At 72.0% G+C, this 17,883-nt stretch carries 20 protein-coding genes; 9 read left to right on the top strand and 11 right to left on the bottom strand.

What is annotated here, in order from left to right; genetic code table 11:
• Window positions 1-26: 26 nt before the first annotated feature.
• From AC0HI0_RS38285 to AC0HI0_RS38275, 3 genes are read left to right on the top strand one after another with little or no spacing between them, the layout of a single operon-like run.
• Window positions 27-743, top strand: coding sequence for an ATP-binding cassette domain-containing protein (locus AC0HI0_RS38285; RefSeq protein ID WP_480928352.1), 717 nt, complete (start codon window positions 27-29; stop codon window positions 741-743).
• Complete coding sequence (locus AC0HI0_RS38280; RefSeq protein WP_480928351.1) at window positions 740-2,023, top strand: hypothetical protein; 1,284 nt, start codon at window positions 740-742, stop codon at window positions 2,021-2,023. The genes AC0HI0_RS38285 and AC0HI0_RS38280 overlap by 4 nt, the downstream gene beginning before the upstream one ends.
• Window positions 2,023-2,631 carry a hypothetical protein gene (locus AC0HI0_RS38275; RefSeq protein WP_480928350.1) on the top strand — a complete coding sequence of 203 codons (609 nt, stop codon included), beginning with the start codon at window positions 2,023-2,025 and terminating at the stop codon, window positions 2,629-2,631. Before AC0HI0_RS38280 ends, AC0HI0_RS38275 begins: the two co-directional genes overlap by 1 nt.
• A 153-nt stretch (window positions 2,632-2,784) precedes the next feature.
• Here the strand turns inward: AC0HI0_RS38275 and AC0HI0_RS38270 are convergent, their stop codons facing one another.
• The 4 genes from AC0HI0_RS38270 to AC0HI0_RS38255 all read right to left on the bottom strand — a co-directional run bounded on the left by AC0HI0_RS38270 (window position 2,785) and on the right by AC0HI0_RS38255 (window position 6,607).
• Window positions 2,785-3,744, bottom strand: coding sequence for a hypothetical protein (locus AC0HI0_RS38270; RefSeq protein ID WP_480928349.1), 960 nt, complete (start codon window positions 3,742-3,744; stop codon window positions 2,785-2,787).
• 399 nt (window positions 3,745-4,143) lie between these two features.
• Window positions 4,144-5,046, bottom strand: a complete 903-nt coding sequence (locus AC0HI0_RS38265; RefSeq protein ID WP_480928348.1) for a dioxygenase family protein — start codon at window positions 5,044-5,046, stop codon at window positions 4,144-4,146.
• A gap of 36 nt (window positions 5,047-5,082) precedes the next feature.
• Window positions 5,083-6,084 carry a helix-turn-helix transcriptional regulator gene (locus AC0HI0_RS38260; RefSeq protein ID WP_480928347.1) on the bottom strand — a complete coding sequence of 334 codons (1,002 nt, stop codon included), beginning with the start codon at window positions 6,082-6,084 and terminating at the stop codon, window positions 5,083-5,085.
• Between the two features lie 199 nt (window positions 6,085-6,283).
• The gene (locus AC0HI0_RS38255; protein WP_480928346.1) at window positions 6,284-6,607 is read right to left on the bottom strand and encodes an XRE family transcriptional regulator; all 324 of its coding nucleotides are present in this window, start codon (window positions 6,605-6,607) and stop codon (window positions 6,284-6,286) included.
• 160 nt (window positions 6,608-6,767) lie between these two features.
• Between AC0HI0_RS38255 and AC0HI0_RS38250 the strand changes: the two genes are divergently transcribed.
• Both AC0HI0_RS38250 and AC0HI0_RS38245 read left to right on the top strand, forming a co-directional pair.
• Window positions 6,768-7,007, top strand: coding sequence for a transcriptional regulator (locus tag AC0HI0_RS38250; RefSeq protein WP_480928345.1), 240 nt, complete (start codon window positions 6,768-6,770; stop codon window positions 7,005-7,007).
• A 139-nt stretch (window positions 7,008-7,146) separates the two neighbouring features.
• On the top strand, window positions 7,147-8,040 hold the full coding sequence (locus tag AC0HI0_RS38245; RefSeq protein ID WP_480928344.1) for a tetratricopeptide repeat protein: 894 nt from the start codon (window positions 7,147-7,149) through the stop codon (window positions 8,038-8,040).
• A gap of 66 nt (window positions 8,041-8,106) precedes the next feature.
• Here AC0HI0_RS38245 and AC0HI0_RS38240 read toward each other — a convergent pair whose 3' ends face one another.
• Window positions 8,107-9,294 (bottom strand): Fic family protein, encoded by a 1,188-nt coding sequence (locus AC0HI0_RS38240; protein ID WP_480928343.1) that lies wholly within the window; start codon window positions 9,292-9,294, stop codon window positions 8,107-8,109.
• A 509-nt stretch (window positions 9,295-9,803) separates the two neighbouring features.
• Window positions 9,804-10,766 carry a trypsin-like serine protease gene (locus tag AC0HI0_RS38235; protein WP_480928342.1) on the bottom strand — a complete coding sequence of 321 codons (963 nt, stop codon included), beginning with the start codon at window positions 10,764-10,766 and terminating at the stop codon, window positions 9,804-9,806.
• Window positions 10,767-10,889: 123 nt separating this feature from the next.
• Here AC0HI0_RS38235 and AC0HI0_RS38230 point away from each other — a divergent pair, with 123 nt between their 5' ends.
• Entirely contained in the window at window positions 10,890-11,870 is a 981-nt protein-coding gene (locus tag AC0HI0_RS38230) for a LysR family transcriptional regulator (protein ID WP_480928341.1), read from the top strand.
• A gap of 40 nt (window positions 11,871-11,910) precedes the next feature.
• Here the strand turns inward: AC0HI0_RS38230 and AC0HI0_RS38225 are convergent, their stop codons facing one another.
• Window positions 11,911-12,864, bottom strand: coding sequence for a LysR family transcriptional regulator (locus AC0HI0_RS38225; protein WP_480928340.1), 954 nt, complete (start codon window positions 12,862-12,864; stop codon window positions 11,911-11,913).
• A 297-nt stretch (window positions 12,865-13,161) separates the two neighbouring features.
• On the opposite strand from AC0HI0_RS38225, the gene AC0HI0_RS38220 reads away from it, so the two are divergent.
• Window positions 13,162-13,533 carry a hypothetical protein gene (locus tag AC0HI0_RS38220; RefSeq protein ID WP_480928339.1) on the top strand — a complete coding sequence of 124 codons (372 nt, stop codon included), beginning with the start codon at window positions 13,162-13,164 and terminating at the stop codon, window positions 13,531-13,533.
• Between the two features lie 275 nt (window positions 13,534-13,808).
• Here AC0HI0_RS38220 and AC0HI0_RS38215 read toward each other — a convergent pair whose 3' ends face one another.
• Window positions 13,809-14,330: a peroxiredoxin-like family protein gene (locus AC0HI0_RS38215; protein WP_480928338.1), complete on the bottom strand. Its 522-nt coding sequence runs from the start codon at window positions 14,328-14,330 to the stop codon at window positions 13,809-13,811.
• 73 nt (window positions 14,331-14,403) lie between these two features.
• On the opposite strand from AC0HI0_RS38215, the gene AC0HI0_RS38210 reads away from it, so the two are divergent.
• On the top strand, window positions 14,404-15,069 hold the full coding sequence (locus tag AC0HI0_RS38210) for a TetR/AcrR family transcriptional regulator C-terminal domain-containing protein (protein WP_480928337.1): 666 nt from the start codon (window positions 14,404-14,406) through the stop codon (window positions 15,067-15,069).
• Window positions 15,070-15,186: 117 nt separating this feature from the next.
• Here AC0HI0_RS38210 and AC0HI0_RS38205 read toward each other — a convergent pair whose 3' ends face one another.
• From AC0HI0_RS38205 to AC0HI0_RS38195, 3 genes are all read right to left on the bottom strand, one after another.
• Window positions 15,187-15,492 (bottom strand): hypothetical protein, encoded by a 306-nt coding sequence (locus AC0HI0_RS38205; protein ID WP_480928336.1) that lies wholly within the window; start codon window positions 15,490-15,492, stop codon window positions 15,187-15,189.
• Entirely contained in the window at window positions 15,476-15,721 is a 246-nt protein-coding gene (locus tag AC0HI0_RS38200; RefSeq protein WP_480934480.1) for a DUF397 domain-containing protein, read from the bottom strand. Before AC0HI0_RS38200 ends, AC0HI0_RS38205 begins: the two co-directional genes overlap by 17 nt.
• A gap of 127 nt (window positions 15,722-15,848) precedes the next feature.
• The gene (locus AC0HI0_RS38195; protein WP_480928335.1) at window positions 15,849-16,733 is read right to left on the bottom strand and encodes a helix-turn-helix domain-containing protein; all 885 of its coding nucleotides are present in this window, start codon (window positions 16,731-16,733) and stop codon (window positions 15,849-15,851) included.
• 221 nt (window positions 16,734-16,954) lie between these two features.
• Here AC0HI0_RS38195 and AC0HI0_RS38190 point away from each other — a divergent pair, with 221 nt between their 5' ends.
• Window positions 16,955-17,788 carry an SAM-dependent methyltransferase gene (locus AC0HI0_RS38190; RefSeq protein WP_480928334.1) on the top strand — a complete coding sequence of 278 codons (834 nt, stop codon included), beginning with the start codon at window positions 16,955-16,957 and terminating at the stop codon, window positions 17,786-17,788.
• Window positions 17,789-17,883: the final 95 nt, after the last annotated feature.

The following is a 17,883-nucleotide window of genomic DNA, read 5'->3' as shown; positions in this document are numbered from 1 at the left end:
AAACCCAAGTGGAGGATCGCGGGCACGTGATTGTCGCTTTCGAGGACGTTTCCTACTCCTACCGGCGCAAATCCGCGCTGGCCGGGCTGAACTGGACGGTGTCCGCGGGCATCGCCGGGCTGGTCGGGCCGAACGGGGCGGGCAAGTCCACCATGTTGGCGCTGCTGGTCGGGCTGCGCACACCTCGGACCGGCCGGGTCACCGTGGGCGGTGTGGACGGGGATTCCGCCCGACGTCGCGTCGGTTACCTGCCGCAGCGGTTCTCCCTCGTGCCGTCGATGACGGTGCGCGACACCGTCGCCTATTCGGCTTGGCTCAACGGGCTGGACCGGTCCGCGGCGGACTCCGCCGCGGACCGGGCGCTCGAACTGGTCGACCTCTCGGAACGGGCGGGCGCGGCGGTGCGCACGCTCTCCGGCGGGCTGCGGCAGCGGGTCGGGATCGCCGCGGCGGTCGCGCACGAGCCCGACATCGTCGTGCTGGACGAGCCGACCGTGGGGCTCGATCCCGGTCAGCGCGTGCGGATCCGGCGGGTCATCGAGCGGATCGGCGCGGACCGCACGGTCGTGCTCGCCACGCACCTGGTGGAGGACGTGGTGAACCTGTGCTCGACGGTGTCCGTGCTGGACGCCGGGGCGCTGCGGTTCCACGGGCCGCTCACCGAACTGGTCGACGGCGGCGAGGTCACCGCCGCCAACCTCGAACAGGCCTACGAACGCCTGCTGGGCCGGGAGGACACGTGATCCGCCGCGTCGCCTGGCCGCTGCACCCGCTCACCGTCCTGGTCCCGGCCGGACTGGTGGCGCTGGTGGCGTTCGGGCTCTCGCTGGAGAACTTCGGGTGGCGGCCGGAGTGGCCCGCCACGTCGGCGCTGGCGCACGAGCACCTGAGCATCGTCGGGCCGGTGGCCGCCGCCGCCGCGTTCCACCGCTGGGCGACGCTGGCCCGGCCCGCGAACCTGTTCGCCGCCGCCCGGCTGGACGGCACCGACAAACCCGAGCACTGGCTGAACTTCCTGCGCGTCTGGGCGTTGTTCGCGGTGGCGTACACGGTCGGGCTGCTGCCGATCTTCGTGCACACGGCGGTTTCGGCGACGTACGGCGGGCCGGCGCTCGGCTCGATCGCGCTGGGCTACCTCGGGCTCGGGTTCGCGGTGGCGGTCGGGCAGTTCGCCGCCGCCGCCGCGCCGGTGCCGGTGTTGACGGTTTTCGTGGCGGTGCTGGTTTTCCTGCTCTGCCAACTGCCGCAGGTGGTGTTCGAACGGTTCGGCGCGGTGCTGCCGGTCCAGTGGGACACCTTGGCGGCCAACGAGTACGAGACGACGAACGCGTTGTTGTTCCGCGCGTTCGCGTTGACGGCGATCGGTGGTGCGATGGTGTTGGCGTCACGGCTGGGGCGCTCGCCGGACCGGCCCGGACGCACCGCGCTGCCGATGGTCGGCGCGGTCCTCGTGCTGGGGGTCTTCCTCGCCGTGGCGGCGGCGAACCCGGTCGGCCGGGTGGCGGCGGTGGCCGACCCGCCGCGGCTGTGCGAGGCGGTGAGCGGGATCGAGGTGTGCGTGCACTCCGCGCACCAGGCCGACTTGCCCGTGCTGACGGAGACGGTCTCCGGGTTGGCCAAGGCGTACGGCGGCAAACCCGTTGCGGTGGCGGGGGTCTACGACCGGGCGGCGGTGCCGGCGGGCAAGCTGCCGGACGACTACGTGGTGCTCGGCCTGATCCTCGACCAGACCACGCTCGACACCGCCGGCGAGGACGTGGCCGCCGCGATGGCCGGGTTCGACGGGTGCCTGCGCGGGATCCGCGCGACCGGCGACCGGGCGACGTTCGAGGCGGGGCTCGCGCGGGCGAACGAGCTGGCGCGGTGGCTGCGCGGCCAGGCGGGGATCGTGGTGTCGTCGGACGTGCCGTACGAGCCGCCGTCGTCCGGGTTCTTCGCCAAGCCGCCGGACGAGATCCGGGCGTGGCTGGCGGCGAACAACGACCGCGTGGCGCAGTGCCGGTACGGGACGGAGTTCGCTTAGTGCTGTTCCTCTCGGCGCACAACGCGCGGGCGGTCGCGGCGTTGTGCGTGGTGGCGGCGGTGTTGTCGGCGTTGGCCGCGCGCATCGCGATCCCGGTCGACCTCGCGACGTTCCTGCCGCCCCGGGACGTCCCGGTGATCGAGCTGCTGGCCGTGGCGTTCGGCGGCGCGGCGGCCGGGCTGACCGCGCCCAGGTTGGTGGAGTGGGAGAAGCTCGGCACGCGGCGGGTCTCGGTGTGGGCGGCGGCGGTGGTGCCGGTGGTGGCGGTGGGCGCGCTGGTCGTGGTGGCGGCGGGGGTGCTGGCGCTGCCGGGCGAGGCTCCGTGGCGGTACATCCCGGCGAACGTCGTGGTGTGCACGGCGGTGGCGTTCCTGGGGCGCACGCTGCTGGGGCCGGTGACGGCTCCGGTGGTGACGGTGTTGCTGTTCCTGGCTTGCTGCGTGCTCCAGAACACCGTGCCGGCGGCCGATCCGTGGCTTCCGCTGTCCCGCCCGAACGGTGAGCCCCTGCCGGTGGCGGTCCCGCTGGTCGCGCTCGGACTCGCGGTGGTCGCGACCGCGTACACGCGCGGCCTGACGATGTGGGCGCACGCCCGTACCCGCGACTGAGACCGCGATCGCGCTGCGACGGCGTACCGGCCTTCGTAGCAGCGGCTGGTGTGGGGGCGAACTGTCCGCGCGCACGGGGTCCGTCGCCCGCCTGATCGTCGCTGGGCGGCAACTTTCCGAGTGGTGCGGCGCGTCACGACCGCCGCCGACGGGTCACTCGCAGGCGATGCCGTCCTTGTCGTTGTCGAGGCGGTAGACGTCCGGGCCGAGCACCTGGATCGGGCCGCGCACGTACGCGGGGCCGTCGCCGCTGCCACCGGCGCAGTCGACGTCGGACGCGATCGGCACGCAGCCGCTGTAGTTGGGGTGGCACGCGGGCTCGGCGGGCGGCGGCGCGACCGGCTCGGTCGTCGGCTTCGCGGCCGGCGGCTGCGCCACGGGCGCTTGGGTGACCGGTGCCTGGGTGATCTGGGGCGGCGCGGCGGGCACGGCCGTCGTCGGCGTCGGCGTGGTGGTCGTCGTCGTCGGCCGGGCGGTCGTGGTGGTGGTCGTGGTGGTCGGGGCGGTGGTGGTCAGGTTCGCGGCGGGGGTCTTCGAGGTGCCCGCGTTGGCGATCGCCGCGATGAACACGACCGCCGCCACGGCGGCCCCGGCGATCCACGCGGGACGGTTCCTCGCGAACCGCGACCTGCGGGGCGGCGCGGGATGGGACGTCGGCTGCGCGACGGCTGCCATCGGAACGGCCGAGGCGATCGGAACGGCCGTGGCGACCGGGGGGAACGTGGCGGTGGGAGCGGGCGGGAGCGCCAGGTTGTCCTCGCGGGGCAGGCGGAGGACGACCTCGGCACCCCGGACACCGGCCTGGATCACGGCTTCGCAGCCGGCTCGGCCGCCCCGGGCGGAGAGCAGGTCCAGCAGCGGCGCGTACCGCTGGGACATCAGGTGGGTCAGCTCGCCGACGCGCCGACCGTCCAGTCGGACCTCGATCGCGCGCTCGCCCTGGTACTTGCCGGTCGAGATGGTGCACCAGGCTAACTCGACCGCCACGTGCCTGCGCAGCCCCGGCGCGACCGGGTACCGGGACAGCTCGGCCTGGTGGTCGTCCTCGCGGGTCACCGTGACCGCGGTTTCGGCACCCAGCATCACCAGCCCATGGGACGAGTTCTCGATCACGGCACGCTCCAGACGCTCAGGACCTTTGGTCTGAGCATCGGCGCGACCGGGGACGGCTGTTACGCGCCTGGAAACAGCACGGTAACGGCGGGCGCGGCACGTGGACCGCGTCGGCGGGCACCGCAGCCCGGTGAGCAGCAGGGACCACCCGGGGCCCGGAGGGCAGCGCCGGACAGTCCACAATGGACTGAGAGGGCGCTCGACTCGCGGGGAGTGCGGTCGCGGGGTGGCTTGCCCGCCCGGAACAGGCCGGAAAAGCCAGAAGGCCCCCGGACGTCTCCGGGGGCCTTCCGAGACTGGAGGGGACGGCCGTCGCCGTCTCCCGTTGGCGCGACGCCGGGACTGCTGCCGATGGCAGGGTCAGGCGCGATCGGTTACCGGGCCGCGCGGGCAGTCAGATCAGCCGACGCGCCACAGCGCGGGCACGTTCGGCGGCTCCCAGCCGGCCTGGGCGGTGTGCGCCTGGAGGCACACGTAGCTGACGCCGCCGTAGGTCACCTTGGTGCCGGCGGTGTAGCCCGTGCCCGGCGTCCACGTGCCACCCGGGGGAACCGTGGTGGTCGAGGTCGGACCGGTGGGGCTGGTCGGCTGGGTGGTGGACGTGGTGGACGTCGGCCGGGTGGTGGTCGGCGTCTGCTGGATGTTCAGCACGAAGTCGTACTGACCTTCGCGGCCGGTTCCGACGTTGCGCATCGTCATGAGGAGGCGCGGGTCGTAGATGGTGTCGGTGTTGTTGCGCGGCTCACCGGGGAAGTACAGCTGCGTGGTGAGCACGCGGCCGCCGGGGGCCTGGACCTTGACGTGGATGTGCCGGGTGCGGCCGGGGTACAGGCCGGGCACGATCGTGGTCAGGGTGAACTTGCCCGACGCGTCGGTGAACTGGTGGCCGCGGAACTTGAAGCCGGTGTTGTCGTACACACCGTTGTTGTCCGCCTGCCAGAAGTCCATCAGCACGTTCGCGATCGGCTGGCAGCGCAGCCCGAACACGAAGCCGGTGACGGTGAGGCGGGTGCCGACCGTGCCCGCGTCGACCAGGGACGAGCGCAGCGGCGAGTTGGGCTTGAAGTACGGACCCTCGGTCTGCGCCGGGGTCGGGTCGTCGCCGTCGTCGCACTGCGGCGTCGGTTCGAGCTGTCCGCCCGTGCTGGGGATCGTGCGAGCCAGAGCGGGCACACCCATCAGCGCTGCGGGCACCGCGACGCCGGCCGCGAGGGCGGCGCGCAGGACCGGCCTGCGGCTGAAGTTCCGGGAATCAGGCGATTCCTCGGTCGTGCTCTGGTCGCCGTCCGTAGGCGTGTCCATGCCTGCTCCTCGTGGGGGATGGGCGGTCTCGGGAATTCATAACGAACCTATGGAGACGCTCCGGCGCGGACGATGGACTGGGGCGGTAGGTCGTGGTGTATCTCGTGGTCGGTCATAACTGTGAACGGCGTCACCCGTTGCGGCGCGGCGGACATCGCCCGTGCGGCGGAAGTCGCCGGGGCTCACGCCGGTCTCCCGTCGGAAGAACCGGCAGAAGTACGCCGGGTCGGCGAAGCCCACCCGGCCCGCGATCTGCCGCACGGTGAGGTCCGTTCGGGCCAGCAGCCGCTTGGCCTCGCTGGCCCGCGCCTCGCGCACGAGTTCCGAGGGCGTGCGGCCGGTCGCCGCCTTCACCGCCTCGGTGAGGTACCCCGGGGTGACGCCGATCCGCTCCGCGTACGCCCGCACGGACCACAGGTCCACGTCGGGCCGGCCCGCGAGGCGGGCGAACTCCTCGGCCACCGCGCCGGTCCGGGCGGGCGGCGCCGCGCTGGGCGTCTCCGGCAGCCGGGCGGCGCGCACGATCAGCACGTGCAGCAGCGACCGCAGCACCGACTCGACGCCCTCGGCGCGCTCCCGGTACTCCTGGTCCAGCTCTCGGACCAGCGCGGACAGCCCCGCGTGGGTGTCGTCGTCGAGGGTGAGCCAGGGCCGTTCGCTCAGCCGCCGCAGCAGTTCCCGATCGCCCGGGTGGTCGATCAGGAAGTCGTCGGTGAACAGGATCACGAACCCTTCCAACGCCCGCGTGTCGGCCCAGTGGTGCACCTGCCCCGGCGCGATGGCGCACAGGTGGGGCGGGCGCAGCTCCCAGCGGGCCAGGTCCACGACATGGGTGCCGACGCCTCCGGTGACGAGCACGATCTCGTGAAACGTGTGCCGGTGCGGGAAGTTCGCGCTCGACATCGGCCCGATGGAGTCGAACGTGCCGATGGCGAACGGCAGGGCGTTGGGCACCGGCACCTCCAACCGGTGCATCGGCAGCTCACCCACCCGCGGCGTCTGGCAGGGCGTCCCCGGTAACACGGTGGTGCCACGCATTTTTCGTCCTTTCGCCACCGGACCGAAGGTCCAGACCAATCGTTGGTGAAAACACGATGGCATGACCGAGGCCAACGGGGAACACAACACGGGTCGCGGGTATCTCCGTGCCTGGTGGGGCGTCCGGCTGCCGGACGAGGACCGTCTCGAACCGCGCCCCGCAGGCGTGAAACATCTTCGGGTCAACCCGGTCGACGGGTCATTTCGTCATCCGCCGGCGCAGTTCGGCGATCAGCTCCTCGTCGCCGAGCAGGGACGGGTCCGGCCGCGCCGAGCGCAGCGCCGCCTCCTCGCGGGTGATCAGGCCCGCCGCCACCATCACCTCCAACGGGCTGGCCCCGAACCAGGCCGCGACCGCCCGCGCCGAGTCCAGCGACGCCTTGCCGCCGTGCCGCCAGTCGGACAGCCGGCTGCGGTCGATCCCCGCGCCGCGGGCCAGTTCGCCGGTCGTGCCGCCCCGCCTCGCCAGGTTCTCCTCCAGGTACCGCCACCACTCGGACGTGCCGTTCTCGGATTCGCTCATGCGGCCCGATGTTAGGCGCGTGCACGCAACGTCCGCAACGCACCCCCGACCACCTTCACCTCATCAGATGTCGACCGCGCCCGCTGCGCCGGCGCAACCGGACTACAGTTCGGTGCACCGGACGTACGTCCGGTGCGCACACGGGACACCGGAGGCGGCGATGCCGAAGACCATCAGGCTGCGCTCGCGGGCCTTCGCCAAGGCCGCGCTGCTGGCGGGCTTCACCTCGGACTACGCGCTGGCCAAGGCCATGGAGGTGAACCGCTCGACGGTCGCCCGGGTGCTCAACGGGGAACTGCGGCCGGGGCCCGCGTTCATCGGCGGCGCGCTCGCCGCGCTGGCCCCGATGCAGTTCGACGACCTGTTCGAGGTGGTGTCCCGGACCGACCTGGATGACTGAGCGTCACGTCGAAGTGGCATTTTGGCGGTGTCCACAGCTCACCCGATTGGTTGACACTAATGATCATTCGGAGACGGACGGGCGGCTCGACCCGATGTGACCAGTGGCCGGCGCGGCGGACCGGGAAGGACGGCGGCAGGTGAGCGAGCAGGGCAGGCGGTTGCTGGAGGACGTGCTGCGCGCGCGCCGCGCCCTCGGCCACGACGTACCGGACCCCGGGCCGCCGAACGGACCACCGCCCCCGCAGGACGCCGACGACGTGCGGCGGTGGTTCGCCGAGCACCGCGACGAGGTGGTGGCCGCGGTGCGGGTCGGCGACGACACGGCCGTCGACCTGCTGGCCCACGTGTGGCGCGCGCTGCCCGCCGACGTCGACGGGCGCTGGCCGCTGGAGCTGTACGACCTCGCCGCGCCGCTGGCCGACGCCCGACCGCCCTCCGGCCCGCTCGCCGAGGCGTTCCGGGCCGGTGCGGACGCGCTGCGGGCCCGGGGGGCGCTGCGCCCGGCCGCCGCGCTGGGGATGCGCGAGCTGGCCGTGCGGCGGCTGCTGGACGACCCGGAGCCCACTGCGGACGCCCTGAGCGCCCTGGCCGCCACCTACCGCGCCCAGGGCCGGCTGCACCGGGTCATCGGCTGCGCGGACGAGGTGCTCGAACTGCGCATCCGGCACGGCGACCGGCACGACGTGGCCCGCGCGCTGGCCCACCTCGGCGAGCTGATGGTCGAGGCGGGCCGGCTGGACACCGCGGTCAACTACCTGACCCGCGCGGACAAGGCGTTCGACGACGGGCGGCCGGTGCCCGACCGGGCCCGCGCGCAGGTGCTGCTCGGGCGCGCGCTGTGGCTGTCCGGCGACGAGGGCGCGGGTCGGCGGTGGTTGCGCCGGGTGCTGCCCGACCTGTCCGACGACGACGCGCGCGCCGTGCGGGCGCTGCTCGAACTGCCCGCCGGCTCAGTCCCGGAGCAGGGCGACCAGCAGCTGGATCAGCAGGCCGGAGGCCAACCTCGCCCAGGACGTGTACCGGGGGCGTGACTCGCGGCGGTGCCGGCCACGACGGGGTGGTGTGCTCATGCGGGTTCTCCCGGAGGGGGTCGTCGGTCAGGGCAGGGCCGTGGTGTCCGGGTTGTCCACGAGCAGGTGCAGCACGTCCCGGCAGACGAACACCCGCCGGTAGTCGCGGGAGTCCCACGGGACGAGGATCCCGCGCTGCACCAGCCGGCGGGTCAGGTCGGTGGCGGCCTTGGTGGTGATCCCGTGCCGTTCGCGAAGCGTCCGGTGGTCGACCACCGGGAAGCCGACCAGGTTCGCCGCCACCTCGGGCAGCACGCCGGTGCGCGGCAGCAGCCGGGCGTACCGCTCGGCGAGGTCTTCCAGCCGGCCGATCAGCCGCAGCTGGGCCAGGGCCTGGTCGCGGACCGCGCACGCGAAGAACTCCACCCAGTGGTGCACCAGCCCGGTGTCGACCACCGCGCGGATCTCCTCCTGGTACTCGGGCAGCGTGTCGTCCAGCCACACCGACAGCGGCAGCAACTGGTCGCGCAGCAGGCCCGCGCGCATCATCTCCAGCACCGAGAACGCGCGCGCGACGTGCCCGTTGGCGGCCGGGAACGGTTGCAGCACTTCGAGTTGGTAGTGCGCGAGGGCGATCTTGGCGAGCCGCGGCTGCTCGCGCTCCTCGCGCACCCACGTGGACCACTGCTCCAGCAGCGCCACGAGGTGCGCGCCGGTCGCGGTGAGCAGGTACGCGCGGCCGAGACCGAGCACGCCGGGTTCGCGGCGCAGCACCTCGCGCGGCTCCGCCCCGGGCCGGCCGACCATGATCGCGGCCAGCGCGCCGATCAGCCCGGCGTCCACCGCGTCGCCCTGCCGGACGCGCTCGACGCCGTGGTCGTAGGCGGCCAGGTGGGGTGCGAGGAGCTGGGCCGGCGCGGACCGGTCGGTCGGCGGATCCCCTTGGGAGGCGAGGAGATCCGCGGCGAGCGCCTCGCGCAGCCCGATGGCCGTCCCGGTCAGCCCGGCCGACGCCTGCGCGTCGCGGACGCGGGTCGCCCGGACCAGGCCGGCCCGCAGCGGGCCCGCGCGGCCGCGCAACCGGTCGGCGGCCTCGTCCAGCCGGCCCAGGGCGTGCTCGGCCTCGGCGACCAGGCGGTAGGTCGCCACGGGCAGCGGCAGGTGGGACGGCAACGGGGGCGGCAGGTACGCGCCTTCGCTCCGGAGGTGCTCGGGGATGCCCGGGATCACGGGGACCGGCGCCCACTGCCCTGGAGGCAGGGGTGGGACGTTCATGGGGAGCAGCATCCACCAAGTGAAGTAAATGCGCAATACGCTTCAACTGTGCAATCCGCCGATCAATGACCGGAATCCGGGCATTCCCCGGCGGACCGGTCCCGACGATTCACCGGCCACCCCGGTTATAGCACCGCCGCCGGTCGGACGTACTGCGGGGAATATTCCGCAGATCTGCGGACGACCGCCCGGAGCTGCGCTTATTCCAATCCGAGGTGCCGGCCCGACTATTCCAGGTAATGACGCATCGACCATCGCGGGGTCGGGGTCGGGGTCTCGGTGAGCGGGCCGGACTGACGAGCGGTCCGGTAATTGCGCACGACAACGCCCGGCGGCGGACCGCGCCCTCGTGTAATTCTTTCGTGTTCGCTCGGCCGAACCCGGCCGTGAACGACCCGAAGGCCCCGCCTGTCCGGCGGGGCCTTCGTCCGTGCTGTGAACCTGGTGGGCCCGTCGCTCCCTGCGGCCCGGAGCCCACCCGGCTCCCCTCGTGGTGCGGGGTCTCCAGATCAGCACTCGCCGATCTGCTGCCACGCGTAGCTCTGGCCCGGCGCCTCGCCGTAGGTCCAGTACTGGTTGCGCCACTCGTAGCCCTGGTACGAGACGGTCGAGCCCGGCGGGTAGTACTGGGCCGGGTTCCACTCGGCCGTCGAGCAGCCGGGCGGGTTGGGCGTGCCGCCGCCACCGCCGGTGGTCGACTGGACCCACTGCTTGAACGCGACCACGTCGGTGTAGATCGTGGCCTGACCCGAGCCGCAGGTCTGGTTGTTGATTCCGGCCCGGCTGGTCGCGCCGACCAGCCGCCACTCCGCGCCGACCTTCTGGACCATCGGGCCGCCCGAGTCGCCGTAGCACGCGGTCTGCGAGGTGGTGCTGTACACGCACAGCTCGTGGCTGCCGTTGAACTCGTTGGTGCACATGTTGTCCGGGTTGATCCGGGTGTCGAGCTGCTTGAGGTTCGTCGGCGGCTGGCCGCACTGCGGGGTGTTGCAGGTCTGGCCCCAGCCGATGAGCCGCACGTTGGTGTTCGCGGCGGGCGAGGTGTCGCCGAGGCTGATCGGAGCCTGGGACACCGCGCTCGACAGGCGCAGCAGGGCGATGTCGTACTGCTGGCTGCCGCCGGGCCGGTAGTTCGGGTGCCGCACGATCTGCGAGACGCCCGACAGCGTGCCGCCCGAACTCCACTGGGTGGAGCCGATCCGCACCCGCATCTGCGAGGGCTGGATCGGGGACTGCTGGTTGTAGGTGCAGTGCCCGGCCGTCACCATCCACTGGGCGCTGACCAAGGACGCGCCGCAGCCGTGCCGGCCGTTGAGCTGGATCGAGCCCATGAACGAGTAGGTCTCGGTCGCGTTGCCGCCGCCCACGATGTACGGCGTGACGGGGTCGGCGTTCGCCACCGGCGTGGCCGCGAAGGCCGCAGCGGCGGCCACCGGCACGAGGGCAGCGCGCAGCAAGGTACGCAATGACATGGGTTTTCCTTCTGGTGCAGGGTGATGGTGCTCCAGCGGCCGAAGTGCAGGCATCGACCGTGAACACATGATGAACGGGCCGTTGTCTGGCCGAACAATCCCAACGTTGCATAAGGTCCGCCTATGGAGCTGGAGTTCCGGCACCTCCGGGTGGTGCGCGCGGTGGCCGACGCGGGCACCCTCACCGCCGCTGCGGCCGAGCTGCGGATGACGCAGCCTTCGGTCAGCGAGGCGTTGGCCCGCGCCGAGCGGATCGTCGGCGGGGCGCTGTTCCGGCGGGGTGCGCGGGGCGCGACCCCGACGGCGCTGGGCGAGGTGGTGGCCGCGCACGCGCGGGCCGTGCTGGAGGCGCTGGACCGGTTCGAGGCGGCCGTGGGCCGGACTTCGCCGGGCGCGGCCCGATTCGGCTGCACGCCGTCGATGCTGCTGGCGAGCCTGTCCGAGCTGGTGCCGCAGGTGCTCGGGGTGCAGGCCGAGGTGCGCACCGAGCTGGACGGCGTGGCGCACCTGGAGTTGTTGGCGGACAACCGGATCGAGGGCGCGCTGATCGCCGAGTTCCCCGGCCTGGAGTACCCGCTGCCCTCCGGTGTGGAGCGTGCCTCGGTGGCCGTGGAGCCGATGTTCGTCGCGCTGGCCGACGGGCACCGGCTGGCCCGGCGCGCCGAGGTCGACCTGGCGGACCTGGCCGGCGAGACCTGGGGCGCGGCGTCGACCGCGCGCGACCACTTCGGCGACCACCTCACCGGGGTGTGCCTGCGGGCCGGGTTCACGCCGGACATCCGGATCATGGACGTCACGGAAGCGTTGCAGGCGGCCGAACTCGGGCGCGCGGTGCTGCCCGTGATGCCGGGCAGCAGGCGGCGGTCGGGGGTGACGTTCGTGCCGCTGGCGGGTGCGCCGCTGTGCATGGCGACGACGTTGTTCTGGCGGGCCGACGGGGTGCTGCGGCCGGCCGACGTGGAGCGGCTGTGGGCGGGGCTGGTCGAGGCGCAGCACCAGGTCGTGCAACGGCCGCCGGTCTACCGCGCCTGGCTGCACCGGCACCCGGAGTGGACCACCACCCCGGCCCGCCCGGTCCCCCGGCACGACCCGCTCGGCCGCTGACCGCGTCCGGTGCCCGTCGAGGGGTTCGCGCGCCGCCCCGTCACGCGCGGCCGGGTCCGGCGGAGCCGAGCCAGCCGGGGTTGCGCCCGAACCAGCCGGGGATGCGGCAGTGCGCGGCGGCGGCCCGGCGGTAGGCGGCGACCAGCCCGGCGCGGATCCGGTCGACCACGGCCGGGTCCAGGTCCGCCGACCAGAGCAGGAGGTGCCGGACCCGCAGCGGCGAGCCCTTGATCGCGCGGATCCGGCCGGGCAGCTCGACGCCGGTGTCCAGGGCCTGCAACGGCACGACGACGTCCTCACCGCGGCGGACGAGCTGGGCGACCACGAGTTCCTCCACCGCCCGCACGGCGACCGGCCCACAGCGGTCCACCAGGTGGCGGTGGAACCCGGCGTCCCCGTGCGGCGAGGTCAGCCAGGTCGAACCCGCCAGATCGGCGAGTTCGGGCTCCTCCCGCCGGACCGCCGGATGCGTGTCCGGCAGGAGCACGAAGAACGGTTCCGCGCCCAGCGGCGTGATCCCCACGCCGGCCGGCGCGACGCACTCCCGGTCGGGGAAGTCGACGTGCAGGGCGAGGTCCAGCCCGCCGTCGCGCAGGGCCTCCAGGGCTTCGGCCCGGTTGTCCACCACCGACAGGTCCACCACCCGGTCCGGCACGGCGGCGGCGGCCGTGTCGCCGAGCAGGCGGGCCGGCGCGGCGGGCAGCACGCCCACCCTCAGCAGCGGTTCGCCGGGCCGCCGGTCGACCGCGCGGCGCAGGTCGTCCAGCGCGGCGAGGACCTCGCGGGCGTGGGTCAGCACGACCGCGCCGAGCGCGGTGGGGCGTGCGCCGTGCCGGCCCCGGTCGAACAGCGGGCCGCCCACGGCGTGCTCGATGCGGTGCAGCTGGGAGGTCAGCGCGGGCTGGGACAGCCCGAGCGCCGCCGCCGCCCGGGTGAGGCTGCCCGCCGTGCCGATGGCCTCGACAAAGCGCAAGTGCCGCACCTCCAGCTCCATTCGGCCGAGTATGACCGATACGGCGGAAAGGTCAACCCGTACGACGAACGCCTTTCAACGATAGCCCGGACAGCACCTCTCTATACTGTTACACGGTTGCGTGACCGAGGTCACATATTACTTCTGGGTACGACCGTTACCAGCGCGGGCACGCGGTCCGGCGGCGACTTCCGAAGTTCTTTATTCACAGTCGACGAGAAATGTTCGAGAGCCCCAGGTAATCGGCTGTTAACGTCTTTTCCGGTGCCGTCACATGGCACCGACACGGTCGAATCCGACATTCTGGGGAGAACCGACATGACGAAGCTCGCACGCGTCCTGACCACCACCGCGGCGGCGGCCACGGCCGCCCTCGCGCTCGGCGGCGGCGTCGCCCAGGCCACCCCGAACACCGTTTACCTGTACACCAGCACCAACGCGACCTGCACCCAGATCGGCAGCACCGGTGTCGCGAACGGCGTGTTCGACTCCTACGAGTGCAAGAGCGGTGTCGCGGGCTACAGCACCCTGGTCGACCCGACCAGCGGTTCGCTGACCAACGCCCCGGTGTGGACCGCTCCGCTGTCGGAGTGCACGACGGTGGGCAACAACGGCGTGACCAACGGCGCCTGGACGTCTTACTACTGCCAGCTCGGCATTGCCGGCTACACGCTCCTGGTGAGCCGCTAGAAAATCGGTTCCGCCCCGGGCGCCAGGTGCGTCCGGGGCGGACCCGCGCGGCCACCCGAAGTCGACCGGCGCATATCCGGCAGCGGTCGACGGAATCGGACAACGCGCCCGACCGACGCCGTCGCAGATTCGTGCGACGGCCATTTCGGCATTCCCGGGAACCGGGCGGACCAATTGTCCGGTCGACCCGGACCGGATCGCGCCGCCGGTCGTCGCCGACCGCTGGTCGAACAGACGTTCGAGCCGTCCACAGCTGTGGACAACCCTGTGGACAACTAGCCGGCCAGGCTCAGCAGCTCGTCCACGGACCACTGGTCGTCGGCGTGCTCACCGCGCTTCTCGGCGAGCACCCGCCCGTCCGGCGCGATGAGGAAGTCGGCGGGCAGGCCCAACCGCCCGCCGGTCGGCTTCGGCAACGGCCGCCGGCCCCGCAACACCGGGCCGAGGTCCCGCGCCACCCCGCGGACGATCGCTCCCCAGGCCCGCGGATCGAGCACCGAGCGCGGCGAGGACTCCACGCCGAACTCGACGTAGAGCGCCTTCCCCGGATCACCGACCACGGCGAACGGCAGGTCCGCCACGTGCGGGCGCAACTCCTCCGGCGTCGAGTGGAACACCACGACCTCGCGGATGCCGCGCGCCTCGATCTCGGCGTGCCGGCGGACGACCGACCGCAGGTGCAGGTTGCACACCGGACACCCGGCGAAGCGCCGGAATTGCAGGTGCACCAACCGTTCCGGGTCCGGCACCCGGACCGTCCCGCCCTGCACCGCTTGCCACTCCCGTGCCTTCGACACCGTGACCCCCTCGTAGGCGTGCGCTGTACGCCTACGCCACGGTATGAGCGTATGACGTACGCTGTCAACCGCCATGCCACGACCCAGGTCACTGACCCCCGACGACCTCGCCGCCGCCGCGCTCGCCGTGATCGACCGCGCCGGACTGGCCGAGCTGTCCATGCGCGCCGTCGCGCAGGAACTCGGCATGGGCACCATGTCGCTCTACCGGTACGTCCCGGACAAGTCCGCGCTGGAAGAGCTGGTGGTCGACCACGTTCTGTCCACAGTGGACACGAGCCTGCCGGGAACGGCCTGGCAGAGCCAAGTCACCACCCTGGTCGTCCGGGTTCGGGACGCGATCGCCGAGCACCCGAACGCGGTGCCGCTGACGATGACCCACCGGCACCGCTCGCCCGCACTGCTGCGCTGGTCCGAGGCCGTGCTGGAAGTGCTGGCGCACAACGGTTTCCACGGCGAACGACGGGTGGTCGCGCTGCGCGCGCTGCTGGGCTACCTGATCGGCGCGGTGCAGCTGGAGCACCTCGGGCCGCTGTCCGGGCCCGGAACCGCCGCCATGGCGGGACAATCGGAGTTCCCGCTGCTCGCCGAGACGGCCACGGCGGCGGGCGGAGTCGCGGACGGGTTCCGCCAGGGCCTGGCCGTGGTGCTGCGCGGCCTCGAAGGGCAGTTGCCGGCGCGAAGGTCGGGTGCGGCCGACCTTCGCGCCAGAGGCGACGAACACGGAGTACCGCTTTGAGCGTCACGGAACCGGGCATCGGGCGCGGAGCCGGTTCCCGCTGCGTCTCCAGGTCAGGTTCGTCGGCGAGGGACACGTGCCGCCCCTCATCCCGTTCCGGGTGGAACGGGCCGTCTGTCAGGCGATCCGGTCGTCGGGCAGTTCGAGCAGCTCGTCCAGCACGCTCGTCGCCGGCCCACGCCGCCGCCAGGAAAATCTGGTGGGGGACAACACGTTCACTTCATCCGCGGGCATCCTGATCGCCACCACGTCGTCCTCGGTGTGCAGGCGGACCACGTCGATCACCGCGTCGTGCGCGCGAACGCCGACCACTGCGGCGAGTTCGCCGCGGGCGTCACGGGGGTGCAGGAACTGGAAACCTCGCTCGATCAGCTGTCGCAGCTGGAGGGACGTCCGCACCGCGGCGTCAGCCGGCAAGGTCATCGAATTCCCCGTCCCTGGCACCGGCCACGAAGGCCGCGATCTCGGCTCGGGTGTAGACGAGCGCGGGACCGTCCGGGAACCGGGAGTTGCGCATCGCGATCTCGCCGTTGTCCAGCGCGGCGAGTTCGACACAATTGCCATACGCTCCACTACGTGCGCTCTTGCGCCAAGTCACATCCGGCAGCTCGGCCGCGGACATGCCGTTGTGGGCCTTGAGGGCCATCGACATCACCTACCCCACGCGACGGGATGCATCTGCACGTGCATCTGGCTGTGCACGGACCGTAGCACTCCGTGAAGCACGGGTAAATGCACGTGCAGATGCAGAGAACGAATCTCCCCCGGACGGAGGAGCGCTACAGGTCCGCTCGGATCTTCATCAGCATCTGCCTGCTGCGGTCGGGCGTCTCCGCGTCGACGGTCAACCGGTCGAAAACCCTGCTGTAGACCTCAAGTTCTTCGAGTTTGTCGAGGTAGAGCGCGCCCGCCAGGTGCTCCAGGTAGACGATGTCGGGCAGATCCGGCTCGCCGAACCGGAGCATGGTGAACGGGCCCTCCGCTGCGTAGCCGCTCAGCTGGTACGGAACGATCTGAAGAGTGATCGGGGCGTCTTTGGTCACGGAGAGCAAGTGCTCGATCTGGTCGAGCAGCACCTGGCGGCCCCCGATCGGGCGATGCAGCACCGATTCGTCGATGACCGCCCACAGCCTCGGGGCACCCGGCCGGAACATCACCTTCTGCCGCTGCATCCGCAGCGAGACCCGGCGCTTCACCGGCGGACCGGCCAGTTCCGGCCGACCGTGGCTGGCGATCGCCATCGCGTACGCCTCGGTCTGGAGCAGCCCCGGCACGAACTGCGTCTCGTAGGTCAGGATCCGGGACGCCGCCTCCTCCAGGCCGACGTAGTCCTGGAACCAGTCCGGCATCAGGTCGGTGTAGCGGTGCCACCAGCCCGGCGCGTTCGACCGGCGGACCATCGCCAGGAACTTGTCCCGCGCGTCCGCGTCCGTCATCCCGTACATGGTCAGCAGATCCGCGACGTCGCGCTCCTTGAGCCCGACCCGGCCCAGCTCCATGCGGCTGATCTTCGACTCGGACCCGCGGATCGCGTAGCCCGCGTCCGCACGGCTGATCTCCGCGCCCTCGCGCAGCCTGCGCAGCTGCGAGCCGAGCACGATGCGCAGCGCGGTGGGCCCGCCGTCCCGCTCGGCCGACGAGCCCTCGGGGTCACCAGTGGCCATCGCTGATCCTCCCGATCGTCCTCACTCGTGCGAAGCCCGTCCACCCGAACAGCGGTTGCGCCCGGACGGCGCGAAATCGCATCGTCACTGAACGTACACCGCTGATCTTCCTCCGTCCGCCGCACACTGCCCACTCACGCGTTGAGCCCAAACGCTTACGCTGAGTGGGCTGTGACGCGGTGCACAACCACCGCACTCCCATCCCCACTGCGAGGTCACCAATGCCGGGACCGTCCTCGGACACCGCCGCCCCCGTCTACATCGACACCACCAAGGCCAGTATCGCCAGGGTCTACGACGCTTTCCTCAACGGCAAGGACAACTACGAGATCGACCGGGAAGTGTTGCGGCGCGTCCAGCAGGTCGCGCCGGAAGCCGCCACCCTGGCCGTGGACAACCGCTCGTTCCTGATCCGCGCGACCCGGTTCGTGGCCAGCCAGACCGGCATCACCCAGTTCCTGGACTGCGGTTCGGGCCTGCCCACCGCCGAGAACACCCACCAGGTGGCGCAACGGATTCAGCCGGACGCACGAGTCGTCTACGTCGACAACGACCCGGTGGTGCTGGCCCACGGCCGCGCACTGCTGGAGGAGAACGACCAGACGCACTTCTCCGCCGCCGACATCTTCTCGCCGCAGGACATCCTCCAGGACCCCGTGGTGCGCAAGCACATCGACTTCTCCCAGCCGCTCGCGCTGTTCCAACTCGGCACGCTGCACCACTACAACGGCACGTCGCCGACGTCGGCGGAGATCATGGCCGAGTACATCGAGGCGCTGCCGTCGGGCTCCTACGTGGCGATCAGCCACTTCCTCGACCCGGAAACCGAGGAGCACTCGGCGATCGCGCGCCGGATGGAGGAGACGTTCCTGCACTCCCCCATGGGTTCGGGCCGGTTCGCCACCCGCTCGGAGCTGCTCGGCCTGTTCGAGGGGCTGGAGATGGTCGACCCGGGTCTGGTCATCTGCGCGGACTGGTGGCCGGACGGGCCTCGGCTGCGCAAGCTCGACGCGGTGTCGTACTGCATCGCGGGAGCGGTCGCACGCAAACCGTAGCGGTCGCCCCGAGGTGACTCCGCGTCGAGCGTCGTGCCATGTGCGGATGGCACGACGCATTCGCCGTCACAACAGCACTTCCGGCGTTTCATCCA

The organism is Saccharothrix sp. NBAS 001, assembly GCF_056640475.1.
This window is presented reverse-complemented; position numbering and strand designations above follow the sequence as displayed.

Bases quoted from the DNA above. Each gene is read 5' to 3' on its own strand.
- AC0HI0_RS38265 (WP_480928348.1), bottom strand. From the start codon at position 5,046: ATGGACACGCCTACGGACGGCGACCAGAGCACGACCGAGGAATCGCCT.
- AC0HI0_RS38260 (WP_480928347.1), bottom strand. From the start codon at position 6,084: ATGCGTGGCACCACCGTGTTACCGGGGACGCCCTGCCAGACGCCGCGG.
- AC0HI0_RS38255 (WP_480928346.1), bottom strand. From the start codon at position 6,607: ATGAGCGAATCCGAGAACGGCACGTCCGAGTGGTGGCGGTACCTGGAG.
- AC0HI0_RS38250 (WP_480928345.1), top strand. From the start codon at position 6,768: ATGCCGAAGACCATCAGGCTGCGCTCGCGGGCCTTCGCCAAGGCCGCG.
- AC0HI0_RS38240 (WP_480928343.1), bottom strand. From the start codon at position 9,294: ATGAACGTCCCACCCCTGCCTCCAGGGCAGTGGGCGCCGGTCCCCGTG.
- AC0HI0_RS38235 (WP_480928342.1), bottom strand. From the start codon at position 10,766: ATGTCATTGCGTACCTTGCTGCGCGCTGCCCTCGTGCCGGTGGCCGCC.
- AC0HI0_RS38230 (WP_480928341.1), top strand. From the start codon at position 10,890: ATGGAGCTGGAGTTCCGGCACCTCCGGGTGGTGCGCGCGGTGGCCGAC.
- AC0HI0_RS38225 (WP_480928340.1), bottom strand. From the start codon at position 12,864: ATGGAGCTGGAGGTGCGGCACTTGCGCTTTGTCGAGGCCATCGGCACG.
- AC0HI0_RS38220 (WP_480928339.1), top strand. From the start codon at position 13,162: ATGACGAAGCTCGCACGCGTCCTGACCACCACCGCGGCGGCGGCCACG.
- AC0HI0_RS38210 (WP_480928337.1), top strand. From the start codon at position 14,404: ATGCCACGACCCAGGTCACTGACCCCCGACGACCTCGCCGCCGCCGCG.
- AC0HI0_RS38205 (WP_480928336.1), bottom strand. From the start codon at position 15,492: ATGACCTTGCCGGCTGACGCCGCGGTGCGGACGTCCCTCCAGCTGCGA.
- AC0HI0_RS38200 (WP_480934480.1), bottom strand. From the start codon at position 15,721: ATGTCGATGGCCCTCAAGGCCCACAACGGCATGTCCGCGGCCGAGCTG.
- AC0HI0_RS38195 (WP_480928335.1), bottom strand. From the start codon at position 16,733: ATGGCCACTGGTGACCCCGAGGGCTCGTCGGCCGAGCGGGACGGCGGG.
- AC0HI0_RS38190 (WP_480928334.1), top strand. From the start codon at position 16,955: ATGCCGGGACCGTCCTCGGACACCGCCGCCCCCGTCTACATCGACACC.